We start from the raw sequence: 15,449 nt of genomic DNA, 5'->3' as shown, positions 1-15,449 counted from the left end.
TGTTTAGGCTAGGCTTACCTTCTACGTGAGAAAGTGTCCCAGACTGGTACCGCCGTCCCGGTATCCGTTGTCGACGGAAACCAGTGCCGGCACCCGCTCGCAGGTCACCACTCCATGGTCGGATGTCACCTCATCGATGAGATCGAAAGCGGTAGCGATGTTTTCGGGAGTGTCGACCACGATGGTCGTGACGGGAACCTGGCGGCCGAGCTGAAACAGCCGGTCGCCATGCGGCGTTCGTCCGTCATGGAAGCCCCAGATGCCGCGCAGGGCAGTGACGCCGCGGGTGCCCTCGATGGCACGCAGGCGGCGCACGATCTCGCGGTGCACCGGCTCGCCGCCGTGCAGCGTGTCCTCGGTGGTGTACACCATGAGTTTCTGCCACAACGGAGATCCATTGGCATCGTGGGCGGGGAGCGCACCGGGACGGGTCAGTAGCGTCCCCGCCTGCTTGCAGAGCTCGGCCCGCTCCACCGTCACCAACGGGTCGGGCAGCAGGCGCTCCAGGTCGGGCAGGACTGCGGCAGCGCGGTCACCGTCGCCGATCGCGATGATCATGACGGGCACGTCCGTGTTCCGGTTCAGGAATCGGGCCCGCTCACGGCGGCCGCGGACCGTGCCGTCGACCCCGAGAAAGACGGAGGCACAGGCGAATCCGCTCCGGTGGAGCAGTTCGCACACCGCGATGTGGGCCGGCCGGCCATTGATCCGGTGCTGGCGGCCGACGTAGACGGTGAGCTTGGTATGCACGCCGGCATTCGCGGTGGTGACCAGCCGGGCGCGTTCGAGCGTGACCAGTCCCCGGGTCGTCAGCTCCACGGTCCGCTCGGCCAGCCCCGCGATCTTGTCGGCGGTGTCCACCGCGGCGATGGCCACCGGCAGGTCCTCGGACTGGCTCAGGGTCTGGTCGGTGCGCAGCTGGTGCCGTGGCCCGAATCCGGCGATGCCGCGCAGCACCACGCTGGTGGCGACGTTCGCGGCGCCGTAGAGGTCGAGCAGCTCCTCGGCCAGGAACCGGCCCTGATGACGTTGTCGCTCACCGAAATACGTCGTGAGTTTCAGGTAGTCTGCGGAATCGCTCACAGCAGGCCGCCCATCCATAGTCCCAGCGCCGCGGCAGCCAGACCGAGCACCACACTCGCCACGATATTGGCCAGTGCGAACCAGACCTGCCGTTCTTCGCCGAGCCGCTGGGTTTCCAGCATCCACGTCGAGAACGTCGTGTACGCGCCGACGAACGCCGTACCGGCCAGCAGCGCGACATTGGGGCTCAATGCCAGTCCGCCGAAGAAGCCGAGCAGCCAGGCGCCGCTGAGATTCACCACGAAGGTGCCGTACGGGAAGCTGCTGCTCTTGCGTTTCGAGACGGCCCGGTCGACCAGGAAACGGGTCACCGCGCCCACGCCGCCGATGAGCGCGACGCCGGCCCACACCACCGCCGTCACGCCCGCACCCGTACCCGCCGCACCAGGACGGTCGCCAGGTACACCGCGGCCAGGCCCGCGACGATGCTGGCGACCGTGTAGCCGGCGGCCAGCCCGTAGGCGCCGTGCTCGAGCATCCGCACCGTCTCGACCTGCATGGTGCTGAACGTGGTCAGGCCGCCGCAGATGCCTGTGCCGAGCAGCGGGCGCTGGTAGCTCGACACAGGTAGCCGCTCCAGCAGGCGGGTGGTGAAGTACCCGAGCAGGAAGGCGCCGACGATGTTGACCGCGAAGGTGGGCCACGGCCACTGGTCGGGATGGGGTGCCGCGTAGACCGCGAGGACGGCGCGCGCGACGGTACCGATCGCGCCACCGATGAACACGGCGGCCAATTCTCGGTTGTCGTGGCCGAACATGTTGCAAAAGTATCGTGACCGACCGTCGACTGGGCGACACCGGGGGCGTGCGGGTAGCAGAATCGAGCCCATGACGGCCAACCCGCGCGCCGGCCAACCGGCCCAACCAGATGACCTGATCGACGTGGCCCACGTGGTCACCGCTTACTACACAGTGGCGCCGGACCCCGAGAACGTCGACCAGCAGGTCGTATTCGGCACGTCAGGCCACCGCGGGTCCAGCCTGGACGCGGCGTTCAATGAGCCGCACATCCTGGCCACCACGCAGGCGATCGTCGAGTACCGCGCCGCGCAGGGCACCACCGGACCGCTGTTCATCGGTCGCGATACCCACGCCTTGTCCGAGCCGGCCTGGGTGACGGCACTGGAGGTGCTGGCCGGCAACGAGGTCGTCGCGATGATCGACGCGGCCGACCGCTACACACCCACCCCGGCGGTCAGCCACGCGATCCTGACCTTCAATCGCGGCCGCGAAGGCGATCTCGCCGACGGAATCGTCGTCACCCCGTCGCACAACCCGCCGCGCGACGGGGGTTTCAAGTACAACCCGCCCAACGGCGGCCCGGCCGACACCGATGCGACGAGCGTGATTGCCAAGCGCGCCAACGAGATTCTGCGTGACGGGCTGCGCGACGTGAAGCGGATCCCGCTGGCGCGCGCGTTGGGCTCGACGGAGCGGCACGATTATCTGAATGCCTACGTCGAGGATCTGCCGAATGTCGTTGATCTGCACGCCATTCGGGCCGAAGGGGTACGCATCGGAGCGGACCCGCTCGGCGGTGCCAGCGTCGACTACTGGGGCGCCATCGCCGAACGGCACCAACTCGACCTGACCGTGGTCAACCCGCTGGTCGACGCGACCTGGCGGTTCATGACACTCGATACCGACGGCAAGATCCGGATGGACTGCAGTTCGCCGAATGCCATGGCCTCGCTGATCGCGAACCGGGACCGCTACCAGATCGCCACCGGCAACGACGCGGACTCCGACCGGCACGGCATCGTCACACCCGACGGCGGGCTGCTCAACCCGAATCATTACCTCGCCGTCGCGATCGACTATCTGTACACCCATCGCGCGGGGTGGCCGGGTTCCACCGCGGTCGGCAAGACGGCGGTCAGCTCATCGATCATCGACCGGGTGGTGGCCGGGCTGGGGCGACAGCTCATCGAGGTGCCGGTCGGCTTCAAATGGTTCGTCGACGGATTGCTCGGCGGCACAATCGGATTCGGTGGCGAGGAGAGCGCGGGGGCGTCGTTCCTGCGGACGGACGGGACCGTCTGGACCACCGACAAGGACGGCATCATCCTGGCGCTGCTGGCTTCGGAGATCCTCGCGGTCACCGGCGTCTCACCGTCGCAGCGCTACACCGAGCTGACCGAAAAGTACGGTGCCCCAACCTATGCCCGCATCGATGCGCCGGCCAATCGTGAGCAGAAGGCCCGGTTGTCGAAGCTGTCGGCCGAGCAGGTCACCGCGACCGAACTGGCGGGCGAACCGATCGTCGCCAAGCTCACCGCGGCGCCGGGTAATGGCGCCCCGCTGGGCGGCCTGAAGGTGACGACCGAGAACGCGTGGTTCGCCGCGAGGCCGTCGGGTACCGAGGACGTCTACAAGATTTACGCCGAGTCGTTCAAGGGCCCGGAGCATCTTGCTGAGGTGCAGCAAGCCGCACGAGATGTGGTGAATACAGTCATAGCGTGAGCGCTGTCACGGAGGGCGACTGTCCGGCCCCGACCCGACTTCCCGCCGAGATATGGGTGCTGGCCGGCGCCAACGTCGTCATCGCACTCGGCTATGGCGTGGTGGCTCCGGTGCTGCCGGCGTACGCCCGCAACTTCGGTGTCAGCATCAGCGCGGCGACGTTCGTCATCACCGCGTTCGCCGCGATGCGCCTGATCTTCGCGCCGCCCAGCGGACTGCTGGTGCAGAAACTCGGTGAACGGCGCGTGTATCTGACCGGCCTGCTGATCGTCGCGTTGTCGACGCTGGCCTGCGCTTTCGCCCAGACCTACTGGCAGCTGCTGCTGTTCCGCTCGCTCGGAGGTGCGGGCTCGACGATGTTCACGGTGTCGTCCCTGGCGCTGATGATCCGGCTGTCGCCGTTCGACGCGCGCGGCCGAGTGGCCGGCTTGTTCTCCAGTGCCTTCATGATCGGCGCCGTCGCCGGGCCGGTGGTGGGCAGCCTGGCCGCCGGGCTGGGTCTGGCCGTGCCGTTCATCATTTACGGCGTGGCGCTGACCGTCGCCGCGGCCGTGGTGTTCGTCAGTTTGCGGAACTCGACGCTGGCCGCGCCCGAAGAGGAAACCGGGCCGGCGGTGTCGGTGCGGACAGTGCTGCGCAACCGCGCCTATCAGGCCGCGCTGCTGTCGAACCTGGCGTCCGGCTGGGCCGCGCTGGGCCTGCGGGTGGCGCTGGTTCCGCTGTTCGTCGTCGACGTGTTGCACCGCAGTGCGGGCATGGCCGGCCTGGTGTTGGCGGTGTTCGCGGTCGGCAACGTGTGCGCCGTCATTCCCAGCGGCCATCTGTCCGACCGGGTCGGCCGGCGAAAGCTGCTGATCGCCGGGCTGACGGTGTCGTCCGTTTCGACGATGCTGCTGGGCTGGACCACGTCGCTCCCGGTTTTCCTGGCGATCGCGTTCGTGACCGGCGCGGCGAGTGGCGTCTTCGTCTCACCGCAGCAGGCGGCCGTCGCGGACATCATCGGCAACCAGGCTCGGGGCGGCACTGCCGTGGCGACCTTCCAGATGATGTCCGACCTCGGCACGATCGTCGGCTCGCTGGTCGCGGGGCAGATCGCCCAGCACGTGTCCTTCACCGCGGCGTTCGGCGTAGGCGGGGTGATCCTGCTGGCAGCCGCGGTGGGCTGGTGGCTGGCTCCGGAGACGCGTCATTCGGGTGACGAGGAGGAAACCCCGATCTGTCCGCTGGGTCACGAGCCGGTGGAAGGGTCGCTCTGACCAGCCGTTTTGTTCACCATGGGGCCGGTGGTGTAGCTTCATCAGGCACCACTTAAGGGGCTATGGCGCAGTTGGTAGCGCACCACACTGGCAGTGTGGGGGTCAGGGGTTCGAATCCCCTTAGCTCCACAAGTAAAACCCGTTCTGACTTCGGTCAGAGCGGGTTTTCTCGTTTCCCAGCCGCGATCACTCGGCCCTCGTCATCGGAACTGACCGCACGGTAAGATGCCCGAATGACTCAGCGCAGCATGCCCACTCTCGATGGCGTGACCCATGAATATGTGCAGGCCGGTGACGTGAAGATTCACGTCGCCGTGGCCGGACCGGAGGCTGGGCGCCCGGTCGTGCTGTTGCACGGCTGGCCGGAGAACTGGTGGATGTGGCACAAGGTGATTCCCGCGCTGGCCGACGCCGGCTACCGGGTGCACGCCATGGATCTGCGTGGCGCCGGCTGGAGCGAGGTCACCCCGAAGGGCTATGAGAAGGAGCAGTTCGCCTCCGACGTGCTGGCCGCGGCGACCGCGCTGGGGCTCGACTCCTTCGACTTGGTCGGCCATGACTGGGGCGGCTGGACCGCGCAGCTGGTAGCGCTGAAGGCGCCGTCGCGGATCACGCGGCTGGCCATCCTCAACATTCCGCCGGTGTGGCAGGAGCCGGGCCGGGTGGCCCGACATGCCCACAAATTGGCGTACCAACTTGTCGTGGGAGCCCCTGGTGTCGGGCCGCTGTCGCACCTGTCGCCGACGCTGTGGTGGTTCATCCGCCGCAGCGGGATGCCCCAGGAGTCGGTGGACTTCTTCCGCAGCTGCTTCCGCGACCGGGACCGTCGCGTGGCGGGTTCCAAGATCTACCGGTCGATGGTCGGCAAGGAGTTCGCCAAGCTCGCGCGCGGGCCCTATGACGACCAGAAACTCGCGATGCCGGTGCGGGTGCTGTTCGGTCTCGACGACGTGGCCGTGCACCCGTCGCTGCTGGATGGCTTCACCGATCACGCCGACGATCTGAACATCACCGAGGTGCCCAACTGCGGTCACTTCATCATCGACGAGCAGCCCGAACTTGTGATCAAGTGGCTTTCGGATGTGCTGGCCGAGCCGCTGAAGAGCTGACGTCGCGAATCCGCCCCAACTGCCTCGGTCAGCGACCGGGATGACAAGAATGGACTGATGGCGAATTCCGAGCTCGTACCGTTCGGCGAGCTGTCCAATGAGTTGGCCCTGGTAGAGGAAGTCGAACCTCCTGGGCTTCCGGGCAGCAATCCCACCCTGGCGCTGCAGCACATGGAGGCCGCGCTGGTGCGCGCCGACCTCGAATGCCCCGGCGTGCTCAGCGCCGAGCAGTTCCGGCGCCTGCGCTATCTCTTGAGCTTCGCGCGCCTGACGGTGTTCGAACCGGGCGCGGCCGGCCCGGGCGGCACCCGCGGCCGCGGCGACGTCACGGTCGGCGACGAGATCAGCGGCTTCCGGAACCGAGTGATCGATGCGCTGTACAACCCGCTCCGTGGCCGTACCTCGGCGCAGCAACGGTTGGACGCGGCGAAGGCAGTCCTGGCGAACTTCGCCGAGGATGTGGAGTACGAACGGTCGGTGCTGCTGGAGCGCCACGGCAACGACTTCTCGGCGGCCGAACTCGACACCGAACTCGGCTACAAGACCTACGTCGCCGTACTGGGCGGTGGGGGCGGCGCCGGCTACGTCTACCTCGGCGGGATGCAGCGCATGCTGGCGGCGGGTCTGCCGCCCGCCTACATGCTGACCAACTCCTTCGGCGCCATCGTGGGCAGTGTGATGGCCCGCGTGCTGCCGGTGCCCATCGAGGACTACGTCGCGTGGGCGAAGACCGTCACCTACCGCGGAGTCCTGGCCCCGGCCAGGACCCGGCGGCGCCACGGCCTCAACGGACTGTTCTCACTGCAGTTCGACGAGTTCGCCAAAGAGATGTTCACCCGCGAAGACGGTGAACCGATGCGGATGACGGACCTCTCGATCCCGTACGAAACCGTCGTCGCCGGGGTCAGGAAACAGTCGTTCGACCGCCTACCTGGGCAGTTCCATCCGTCGCACTTCACGATGATGGGGGTGCGGGCGCTCGAACACCTCAAGCTGGGCTACGCGCCAGGCGCCGTCAATCGGCTGTGGCAGGTCGCGGCGTTCATCGACTCCCGCGTCGTCAAACCCATCGTGCTGGGCGGCGACGACCTGACAGCTGACTTCAATGTCGTTGACGCCGCGAGCTTTTCATCGGCGATCCCGGGAATTCTGCATCACGAGTCCAGTGATCCGCGCATGTGGGACCTGCTCGACCAGTTGCTCGTGGAGAAGGACGTCGCCGCCTTGGTCGACGGGGGAGCAGCCAGTAACGTCCCAATTGAGCTGGCGTGGAAGCGTATTCAAGACGGGCGCCTCGGCACCCGCAACGCGTGCTTCATCGGCTGGGACTGCTTCCACCCGCAGTGGAATCCGAGACACCTTTGGCTGCAACCCATCACCCAGGCCTTGCAGCTGCAGATGGTGCGCAACGCGCCATTCGCCGACCGCGTCATCAGGTTCAGCCCGACGCTCTCGCCGGTCACGCTGGCGGCCGCGCCGGAAGCCATCGATCGCGCGATCGAGTGGGGCAACGCATCGGTCGAGAGCTCGGTGCCGTTCGTGCAGCGGCTGACCGAGCCGGTGTGGTGGCAAGGAGATCGGCCGCCGCAGGTCGATCGCACGCCCACGCGCATCTCCGCACCGTTGCAGCCGATGACCACGATTCTCGACGGAGCCCGACGGGCCGCTGAGTACGTACCGCGGGTCACCCGGGTACGCCGTCGGGTTGCCGCTGTTGGGGAACGGATCCGCCGGTCGTAGTGACGGTGTGCGTTGCTTCCAACGCATTTCCAACTGCCCGTAGCTACGTTCCTGCCATGACCCGATCCACCGGATTCATCGGCACGACGCTCATCTGCGGAGTGCTCACGCTGCAGCTCAGCGCATGCGGTTCCACCATCAAGCCCGACGGCGCCGCGCAGTCGGTGACCGACTTGGTGACCAGCCAAACCGGGTTCCATCCGACGGACGTCAAATGCCCGTCCGGCGTCGACGCCAAGGTCGGCGGTGAATTCGACTGCACCTTCACCGGTCCGGAAGGGCCGTACAAGGCGCACTTGAAGATCACCAGCGTGGACGGCGAGAAGGTCGGCTTCGACATTAAGACGAGCCGCAGCTAGCGGCGGGGAATCCGAACGAGAGAATGATATTTCCTAATAGATAGAACATGACTTCCCGTCGCGGTAGGCTGGCGGGGTCATGGCCGAGTGGTTCTTGTTCCTGCCGCAGGTGCGGCTGGGTATCGATGAGATCGTCGAGCGCGCGCAGGTGGCCGAGGGGTCGGGCTTCGACGGCATCGCCTTCATCGACCACCTTGAAGCGCCCGGTGCCCCGGATCGAGGTATCTGGGATGCCATGGCGATCGCCGCCTGGGTCGCCGCGCGCACACAGCGGCTGCGTGTCGGACATCTGGTGCTGTGTGACGGTTTCCGCCACCCGGCGGTGCTCGCCAAGCACGCCGTGACGATGTCCGCCGCGTCTGGCGGACGCTTCGAACTCGGGCTGGGTGCGGGATCGATGCCGACCGAATTCGAACGCTTCGACATCGACAACGCCCATGACGCCCCGGCCCGATTCCGCAGGCTGGAACGTGACCTCGCGCTGATTCGGCAGTACTGGGGCGACGACGGCGACAACGCTCAGTTCCCGCGCCGTGAGCACCACATTCCCCTGGTACTGGGTGGTGTCGGCAAGAAGACCATGGAACTGGTTCGCAGACATGCCGATTGGTGGAATCTGCCCTGCAATCATCTTGATCGCCTAGAACAGCTGCGCCCACAGGCGGGCAATGCGCGGGTGTCGGTGCAGCAGATGGTCGGGTTCATCGGTTCCGGAGCGGACCGGACGTCGGTCACCGAGGCGAGCACCCGCCGGTTCGGGTATCTCGGCGACGGGCTGACCTGCGGGACGGCCAGCGAGCTGATCGATCATTTCGGGCGGATGAGTGACCTTGGCGCTGAACGGTTTTACGTGTGGTTCGCCGATTTCGCCCAGCCTGACACCTTGAGAGAGTTCGCCGAGACGGTGGTGAAAGCGGCATGAGTTTCGAGGACCGCCCCGACTACCGCGTCGATATCCATCGCCGCCGCAACAGGATTACGGCCGAGTATGACGGACGGTTGATCGCGTCGACCACTGCCGCCTTGCTGGTCGACGAGCAGGATCACGGCCTGGTGTTCTACTTCCCGCGTTCGGACCTGCACATCGAACTGCAAAGAGATCCCGACGCCGCCAGCCGCTGCCCGTTCAAAGGGCAAGCCACCTATTGGCGATTCGACAACGATGGAGACGAACCGGTGTGCTGGAGCTACGAAGACCCGACCGAACAAGTCGCGCGGCTGCGCAATCACGTCGCGTTCTACCAGGACCGGGTGATCGTTCGGGTCGGTCAGGCCCATCCCGCTGTGCTCGGATACGGCCAGGCATGACGACGCCGTCCTCCGTCACCGGAATGCTCGAGGTGTTCGATGTCCAGCCGGCCGGCGCCGGCCGGTACCGCGGCTTCAGTGACGGTGGCGAACGCGCCATCGTCGACGGCACCCAGCTTCTTGCACAGTCCATCGTCGCTGTCGCAAAACAGCTGCCCACCAAAGTGATTCGGTCAGCGCACGCGATCTTCGGCAGAGCGGTGCAGGTTGACCTGCCGGTCGACTTCGTCGTCGACGTGGTCAACGACGGCCGTAGTTTCGCCGCCGCGGTGGTGGCGGTGGAGCAGGACGGGCGACGTTGCGCGACGGTGACGGTGCTGGCCGACACCCCGACTCACGATGTGATCCGGCACCACGCGGAGCGTCCCGACATCGCGCCGCCGGCGGAAGCGATTCCGAGTCATATGCCGATGGTCGGCCGCGAGCTGCGCCTCGTCGACGTCGTCGACGTCAACAGTCCCGACGAGGTCGGGCCACCGGTCTTGCATGCGTGGCTGCACTATGACCCGATTCCGCAGCGCGATGACCTGGCTAAGGCGTTGCTCGCGCACTTCACCGGCCACCTGTCGATCTCGACGACGATGCGTGCGCACGCCGGCATCGGCACCAGCCAGGCCCACCTCACTGTTTCTACGGCGCCGATGACGGTCACGGTCACCTTCCACGAGCCGGTCGGCTGGGACGGTTGGTTGTTGTACACCCACGACAGCACCCAGGTCGGTGCCGGAATGTCCTATGTGCGTGGACAAGTCCACACCGAGGACGGTCGGTTGATCGCCTCGTTCGCGCAAGAGGGGATGATCCGTCCGTTGCGAACCACGGACAGCGCTGTCGCCGCGACGGCGCGCTTGTAAGTCAGGATTGCGCCAGCAGCTTCCTCAACGCGGCGGCGTCGACCTTCCCGGTGGAGCCTCTGGGCAGCGCGTCATCGGACCCCAATACTCGCCACACCGTGGGAACTTTGAAGGAACTCAACCGCTTTCGGGCCGCCACCCGGAGCTCATCGACGGTCATGGTACGAGTCACGATGGCTGCGCCGACCGCGCCGGCGACTTCGGTCACCGCCGCGGTGTCGACACCGTCGATGGTGCGCAGTGCCTGTTCGACCTCGCTGGGGTAGACGGTCGCGCCGTTGACCTTGAACATGTCGTCGGAGCGACCGTGATAGAACAGGAACCCGTCGTCATCGACACGGCCGAGGTCACCGGTGGGGTAGTAGCCGTCCGCGGTGAACAGTTCTTCGGTTGTGCGCCCGAGGATTCCGCGCATGAGATGCGGTCCGCGAATCTGGATCATGCCGATCTCGCCGACCGGCAATGGCTCTCCGGTCTCGGGGTCAGCGATCCGAACCTCTGTGCCAGAGAACGGTGTACCGCAACTACCCCATTTGTCGGACGGCAAGTCGGTGTCGGCCGGATAGCCGCAGTACGGGCCGAACGCCTCCGTCATCCCGAACAGCCTCGCCCGGGCTCCAGGCGCCGGGCGTTCTGCCTCCGGCAAGAGCGCGGGCAGGCTGCCAGGCTGAAGAGCCGGCAGCGAAACACCGATCGAATCAGCATGGCGGGCAATCGCTTCGGCTTGGTCCGGCCAGCCGCGAAACAGCGTCACCTGCTCGCGCTGCAACAGTCGCAAGGTGGTGTCCGGCCGGGGTATCTCCTCGGTGACCAGCGTGGCGCCGGCCAGCAGTGCCGACAGGATGCCGCTGCCGAAACCGCCGACCCAGAAGAACGGCATCGGCAGGTACAGGCGGGTCGCGCTGTCGATGCAGCGCGCCGTCAAGCCCGCTCGTACCGCACCCAGCGCGCCCCCGTGCGAGTGGATGACGCCCTTCGGCGGACCACTGCTGCCGGAGGTGAACATGACGGCGAGAGTGTGTGCGGGCGTGACAGTTTCGGCCACGGTATCAATGACATTCAGGTTCATGTCGGCATCAAGGTCGGTGGCCGGCCACACCCGACGCAGCTCCGGCAACTCCGCGTTCTCGGCACGGAGTTCATCGAGGTAGCGGTGGCCCCGGAACTCGTCGACGCTGATCAGGTGCTGCACCGCCGCGACGCGTAGTTGCGCGACCAGTTCGGGTCCGCGGAGCAGTGTGCTCAGCGGAACCAGCACCGCGCCGATCCGGGTCACCGCGACGGCGATCCGCACCCAGTCGACGTTGTTGGGCATGATCAGCCCGACGCGAGTGCCCACGCCGATCCCGGCTGCGATGAACGCCGCGGCCAGGCCGCGGCTCGACGCATCGAGATCGCCGTAGCTCATCGAGGTGGTCGTGTCGATCACCGCCGGCTTGTCCGGATGCGCCGCACTGCGTGCCCGGACCAGGCGGTCGATGGTGTCGGTGCTATCGGGCATGTTCGTCGGCGAAGAATCGGCGGACCTCACCCAGATCCGCCTTGCCTGACGGCGTGCGGGGAATCTGGTCGACGATCGCGATGGAACTGGGAATCTCGTAGCGCGCCAGGCGGGTTCGAAGATGGTCGATGATGTCGTCGACCTCGGCGGGTGTCCGCAACTCCACCATGGCGACCGGCGTCTCGCCCAATCGCTCGTCGGGCTGGCCGACGACTGCCGCACCCGACACCGCGGGGTGCCCTTCCAGCGCGGCACGGACGTCGTCGGGCAGCACCTTGAACCCGCCCCGGATGATCGCCTGGTCGGCGCGTCCCAGAATCCAGACGAATCCGTCGGCGTCGATGCGGGCCAGGTCTGTGGTCTGGAGCCAGTCTGCGGACGGCGCGAGTTGGCCGGGCTTGACCTCCAGCAGTCCCGATTCACCAGGGGCCAACGGGTTGCCGTGATCGTCGACGACGCGCAGGGATGCGCCGAGCGTCGCTCGTCCGACGCTGCCGCGCTTCGCTTTCCAGAACCGGTGGTAGTCCTCGATGGTCCAGCCTGCGACGCCGCCACCGAATTCTGTTGCCGCATAGGAGGTCAGCACTGGGATGCCGAACTTGGCGGTGAAGGCGTCGGCATCGTCGGGAGACAGTGGCGCCGTACCAGACGTCACCGCGCGGATGCTCGCCAACTCGGCGGCGCACAGTTCTGAGTGCAGCACCATTCGCAGCGCTGCCGGCACCAGGGATACCGCGGCGGGGCGGTGCCGGCGGACCGCATCGGCCCACCGGTCCAGTTCGAACTTGTCCAGCAGGGCGAACGGCCGTCCCGACGTGATGCACTGCAAAATCCGGTACACACCGCCGATGTGAACCAACGGGGCGTTGACGATTGCCACCCCGCGGCGGAGCGCCGTCGGTGCTGGACCCATCAGGCTGCGGGCCAGCATGTCGTAGGTGAGGTCAATTCGCTTGGGCGGTCCCGTGGTTCCGCTGGTCAGCATGCGCACTGCATCGGCAGGACGGGGTTCGGCGCCGCCGCCCGCCGCCCAGATCTGCAAACAGCCCACCGACCCTGCGGGCGGGGCGTCCAAGTCGGACGCTTCGCCGATGATGGTCGACAGGTCGAGTGCAGCGAGGTCGGTGCGGACGCGGTCGGCACCGCGGGACGGGTTGACGGTGACGACGGTGCCGCCCGCCAGCAGAACGCCGAGCAGCGCTGCGACATGATCGGGCCGGTTGCGCAGCAACATGCCGATCTGGGTGCCGGGGGAGACGCCGGCGACCGCCTGGGCAACATCGGCGATCTGGCCCCATGAATGCCAGCGGCCGTCGTACTCGATGGCATTCGCACTCGGGTCCAACCGCAGTACTTCGGCGATGCGTGTGCTCAGCGGATGCGTCACCGGACCCTCGGTGGCTTGCGCTTGGCTGGTGCGGCACTGAGTTCGGCAGTGCCCAAAGGGTTTCCGAGCCGTGTGTAGATGAGGTTCTGCTCCATCGCCGCGCGGTACGGCTTGTCCAGCGACTCCCAGATCGCCTTGACGGTGCCCTGGGTGGCCGAGGGCGGTTTGGCGGCGATGCCCGCGGCGATCTGGTGCGCGCGGTCCCACAGTTGATCCGCGGGCACCACCTCGGACACCAGCCCGATGCGCAGGGCGGTGGCCGCTCCGACACGTTCGTCGTTGCCCATCAACGCGATTCGCAAGGTCTCGGCGAGGCCGATACGCCGCATCAGCCCGACGGGTTCCAGCGCGCACACCAATCCGGCGCTGACATGCGAATCGAAGAACGTCGCGTCGTCCGAACAGATCACCACATCGGATTCGTTGACGAAGTAGAACGCGCCGGCAGTGCAGATGCCGTTCACGGCGCACACCACGGGCTTCCACATCTTCTGCCATTTCGGGCTGAGCGCTTCGCCGGGGTCTTCGTGGTTCCACACGTTGTCCGGTTGTCCATACGGCGTTTTCACGTCGAGGCCGGCGCTGAACGCCCGGTCACCGGCGGCGCGCAGCACCACCGCGTGGACGGTGTCGTCGCGTTTGACGGCCCGCCACGCCTGCGCCATCTCCTCGCACATGGTGCGGTTGAACGCGTTGAGTGCTTCGGGCCGGTTCAGCGTGATGGTGGCGACGTGGGCGTCGGGGTCCACGTCGAGTGTGATGGTCTCGAACGTCATCGGCACCGCCAGTTCGGTGTGCGTTTCTCGACGAACGCCGCGGGCCCCTCCAGCGAATCCGCGGTGTGCAGGTTGCGTTCCCGGAAGGACTCCGCGAGCATCTCGGCCTCGTGTAGCGGCAGGTCCAGGCCTTTGAGGATCGCCAGCCGTGTACCCCGAACGGCCAGTGGGGCATTGGAGTTGACGATGTCGGCGATCTCGTGTGCGCGGTCCAGCAGGCGGTCGTGGTCGACGACTTCACTGATCATGCCGAGCTCGTACGCGCGCGTGGCACTCAATCGTTCGTGCTTGCCCATCAACGCCATGCGCAACGCCACTGATCTGGGCAGCACCCGTGCGAGCCGGACAACTTCGCGGCCGGCCACCAGACCGATGCTCACGTGCGGATCGAAGAACGTGGCGCGCTCGGACGCGATGACGATGTCGGCCGTGGTCACCCAGTCCAGGCCCGCGCCACAGCAGATGCCGTTGATGGCGGCCAGCACAGGTTTGGCCATCCGCCGGAACGGCGGGGTGCCTTCCTGCGGTGCTTCCCACTGGTCGTAGGTCGACAGGTAAGGCCGTTCATCGACGACCTTGCCGTCGCCGGGAATTTCCTTCACGTCCGCGCCGGTGCAGAAGCCGCGGCCGGTGGCGGTGACGATGAGCAGCCAGACGTCGTCGTCGTTCTCCGCTTGGTCGTAGGCCGTCCGCAGTTCGGTGACCATGTGCGGGCTCAGTGCGTTGAGGGCATCGGGACGGTTCAGCGTGATGATGGCCTTGTGGTTGTCGACCTCGTACTTGATGGTGTCGAACATGCTCACCGCCCACCGAACTGGGGCGGCCGGTGCTCGCGAAACGCGGCCATCCCCTCTTTGAAATCAGCTGTGCGGCACGATAATTCCACGTTGTACAGCTCCTGGGTCAGCGCCTGCGACAGCGTCGCCTGCTGGGCGTGATGGATGGCCTGCTTCGCCAGTCCGAGGGCCACGGTCGGGCCCGAGGCCAGTCGGTCGACGAGGGCGGCGGCGGCATCCTCGAGGTCTGCCGGGGCGACCGCGCGGTGCACCATGCCCCAGTTCGCCGCCTCGGTCGCGCTGACTTTCTCGCCGAGCAGGAGCATCTCCTTGGCGCGGGCCAGGCCGATCAGTCGTGGCAGCAGCCACGTCGCACCGGAGTCCGGGGTGAAGCCGCGCGCGGCGAATGGTTCCCAGAACGTCGCGTCGTCAGCGGCGACCGTGAAATCGGCGGCCAGGGCCAGGTTGCAGCCCAGTCCGACGGCCCAGCCCCGGACGCTGCACACGACCGGAAGTTGAATGGTCGCAACAAGTTCGATGAGGCGGTGCGCGGTATGGGGGATGCGGCGCAGCAGGTGACCCGCTCGGGGCCGCGTTCCTGCCTCGTTCGTGGCGACCCAGTCCGCACCGCTGCAGAAATCCGGGCCCACCGCGCCGATGTGCACGGCACGCAGAGTTTCGTCGCTCGCGGCCGTCGTCAGCTCACTGACCATCCGGTCGATCATCGAGTGGCTCAACGCGTTTCGATGCGTCGGCCGGTCGAGCATGAGGCTCAGGACGGAGGCGCTGCGAAGCACGGTGATCGAACCGTCATCGCTCACCGCAATGGTCCTCTCTC

General features: G+C 66.8%; 16 protein-coding genes and 1 tRNA gene. 9 read left to right on the top strand and 8 right to left on the bottom strand.

From position 1 onward, the window contains the following. Nucleotides 1-21 precede the first annotated feature (21 nt). Genes AC1U2B_RS08660 through crcB (AC1U2B_RS08650) form a run of 3 tightly spaced genes read right to left on the bottom strand, consistent with a single transcriptional unit; the run spans nucleotide 22 to nucleotide 1,840 of the window. A complete protein-coding gene (locus AC1U2B_RS08660; RefSeq protein ID WP_480216467.1) occupies nucleotides 22-1,101 on the bottom strand; it encodes a putative PII-like signaling protein in 1,080 nt (359 codons plus the stop codon). Beyond that, nucleotides 1,080-1,445, bottom strand: a complete 366-nt coding sequence (gene crcB / locus AC1U2B_RS08655; protein WP_043394752.1) for a fluoride efflux transporter CrcB — start codon at nucleotides 1,443-1,445, stop codon at nucleotides 1,080-1,082. Before crcB (AC1U2B_RS08655) ends, AC1U2B_RS08660 begins: the two co-directional genes overlap by 22 nt. Then, a complete protein-coding gene (crcB, locus tag AC1U2B_RS08650) occupies nucleotides 1,442-1,840 on the bottom strand; it encodes a fluoride efflux transporter CrcB (protein WP_480216466.1) in 399 nt (132 codons plus the stop codon). The genes crcB (AC1U2B_RS08655) and crcB (AC1U2B_RS08650) overlap by 4 nt, the downstream gene beginning before the upstream one ends. Nucleotides 1,841-1,910: 70 nt before the next feature. On the opposite strand from crcB (AC1U2B_RS08650), the gene pgm reads away from it, so the two are divergent. The 9 genes from pgm (at nucleotide 1,911) to AC1U2B_RS08605 (ending at nucleotide 10,171) form a co-directional block, all read left to right on the top strand. Further along, nucleotides 1,911-3,545, top strand: coding sequence for a phosphoglucomutase (alpha-D-glucose-1,6-bisphosphate-dependent) (gene pgm / locus AC1U2B_RS08645; protein WP_480216465.1), 1,635 nt, complete (start codon nucleotides 1,911-1,913; stop codon nucleotides 3,543-3,545). Then, nucleotides 3,542-4,801, top strand: a complete 1,260-nt coding sequence (locus AC1U2B_RS08640) for an MFS transporter (protein ID WP_480216464.1) — start codon at nucleotides 3,542-3,544, stop codon at nucleotides 4,799-4,801. Before pgm ends, AC1U2B_RS08640 begins: the two co-directional genes overlap by 4 nt. Nucleotides 4,802-4,857: 56 nt before the next feature. Continuing rightward, a tRNA-Ala gene (locus AC1U2B_RS08635) sits at nucleotides 4,858-4,930 on the top strand. Between the two features lie 104 nt (nucleotides 4,931-5,034). Continuing rightward, on the top strand, nucleotides 5,035-5,910 hold the full coding sequence (locus tag AC1U2B_RS08630; RefSeq protein ID WP_480216463.1) for an alpha/beta fold hydrolase: 876 nt from the start codon (nucleotides 5,035-5,037) through the stop codon (nucleotides 5,908-5,910). 57 nt (nucleotides 5,911-5,967) lie between these two features. Continuing rightward, complete coding sequence (locus tag AC1U2B_RS08625; RefSeq protein WP_480216462.1) at nucleotides 5,968-7,650, top strand: patatin-like phospholipase family protein; 1,683 nt, start codon at nucleotides 5,968-5,970, stop codon at nucleotides 7,648-7,650. 56 nt (nucleotides 7,651-7,706) lie between these two features. Beyond that, entirely contained in the window at nucleotides 7,707-8,009 is a 303-nt protein-coding gene (locus AC1U2B_RS08620) for a DUF4333 domain-containing protein (RefSeq protein ID WP_051954822.1), read from the top strand. Between the two features lie 79 nt (nucleotides 8,010-8,088). Continuing rightward, on the top strand, nucleotides 8,089-8,931 hold the full coding sequence (locus AC1U2B_RS08615) for an LLM class flavin-dependent oxidoreductase (protein ID WP_480216461.1): 843 nt from the start codon (nucleotides 8,089-8,091) through the stop codon (nucleotides 8,929-8,931). Continuing rightward, the gene (locus tag AC1U2B_RS08610; protein WP_480216460.1) at nucleotides 8,928-9,317 is read left to right on the top strand and encodes a DUF427 domain-containing protein; all 390 of its coding nucleotides are present in this window, start codon (nucleotides 8,928-8,930) and stop codon (nucleotides 9,315-9,317) included. The genes AC1U2B_RS08615 and AC1U2B_RS08610 overlap by 4 nt, the downstream gene beginning before the upstream one ends. Next, the gene (locus AC1U2B_RS08605; RefSeq protein ID WP_480216459.1) at nucleotides 9,314-10,171 is read left to right on the top strand and encodes an acyl-CoA thioesterase; all 858 of its coding nucleotides are present in this window, start codon (nucleotides 9,314-9,316) and stop codon (nucleotides 10,169-10,171) included. Before AC1U2B_RS08610 ends, AC1U2B_RS08605 begins: the two co-directional genes overlap by 4 nt. Before the next feature lies 1 nt (nucleotide 10,172). On the opposite strand, the gene AC1U2B_RS08600 is transcribed toward AC1U2B_RS08605, so the two are convergent. Genes AC1U2B_RS08600 through AC1U2B_RS08580 form a run of 5 tightly spaced genes read right to left on the bottom strand, consistent with a single transcriptional unit; the run spans nucleotide 10,173 to nucleotide 15,432 of the window. Beyond that, nucleotides 10,173-11,672 carry a class I adenylate-forming enzyme family protein gene (locus tag AC1U2B_RS08600; protein ID WP_480216458.1) on the bottom strand — a complete coding sequence of 500 codons (1,500 nt, stop codon included), beginning with the start codon at nucleotides 11,670-11,672 and terminating at the stop codon, nucleotides 10,173-10,175. Beyond that, nucleotides 11,662-13,059 (bottom strand): class I adenylate-forming enzyme family protein, encoded by a 1,398-nt coding sequence (locus AC1U2B_RS08595; protein WP_480216457.1) that lies wholly within the window; start codon nucleotides 13,057-13,059, stop codon nucleotides 11,662-11,664. Before AC1U2B_RS08595 ends, AC1U2B_RS08600 begins: the two co-directional genes overlap by 11 nt. Beyond that, nucleotides 13,056-13,835: an enoyl-CoA hydratase/isomerase family protein gene (locus AC1U2B_RS08590; protein ID WP_480216456.1), complete on the bottom strand. Its 780-nt coding sequence runs from the start codon at nucleotides 13,833-13,835 to the stop codon at nucleotides 13,056-13,058. Before AC1U2B_RS08590 ends, AC1U2B_RS08595 begins: the two co-directional genes overlap by 4 nt. Then, entirely contained in the window at nucleotides 13,832-14,632 is an 801-nt protein-coding gene (locus AC1U2B_RS08585) for an enoyl-CoA hydratase/isomerase family protein (RefSeq protein WP_480216607.1), read from the bottom strand. Before AC1U2B_RS08585 ends, AC1U2B_RS08590 begins: the two co-directional genes overlap by 4 nt. Before the next feature lie 2 nt (nucleotides 14,633-14,634). Then, nucleotides 14,635-15,432, bottom strand: a complete 798-nt coding sequence (locus AC1U2B_RS08580; RefSeq protein WP_480216455.1) for an enoyl-CoA hydratase/isomerase family protein — start codon at nucleotides 15,430-15,432, stop codon at nucleotides 14,635-14,637. Nucleotides 15,433-15,449 lie beyond the last annotated feature (17 nt).

The sequence above is a fragment of the Mycolicibacterium sp. P4_G11 genome (genome assembly GCF_056555145.1).
The sequence above is the reverse complement of the archived record's forward strand: the minus strand, read 5'-3'. Positions and strand labels throughout refer to the sequence as shown.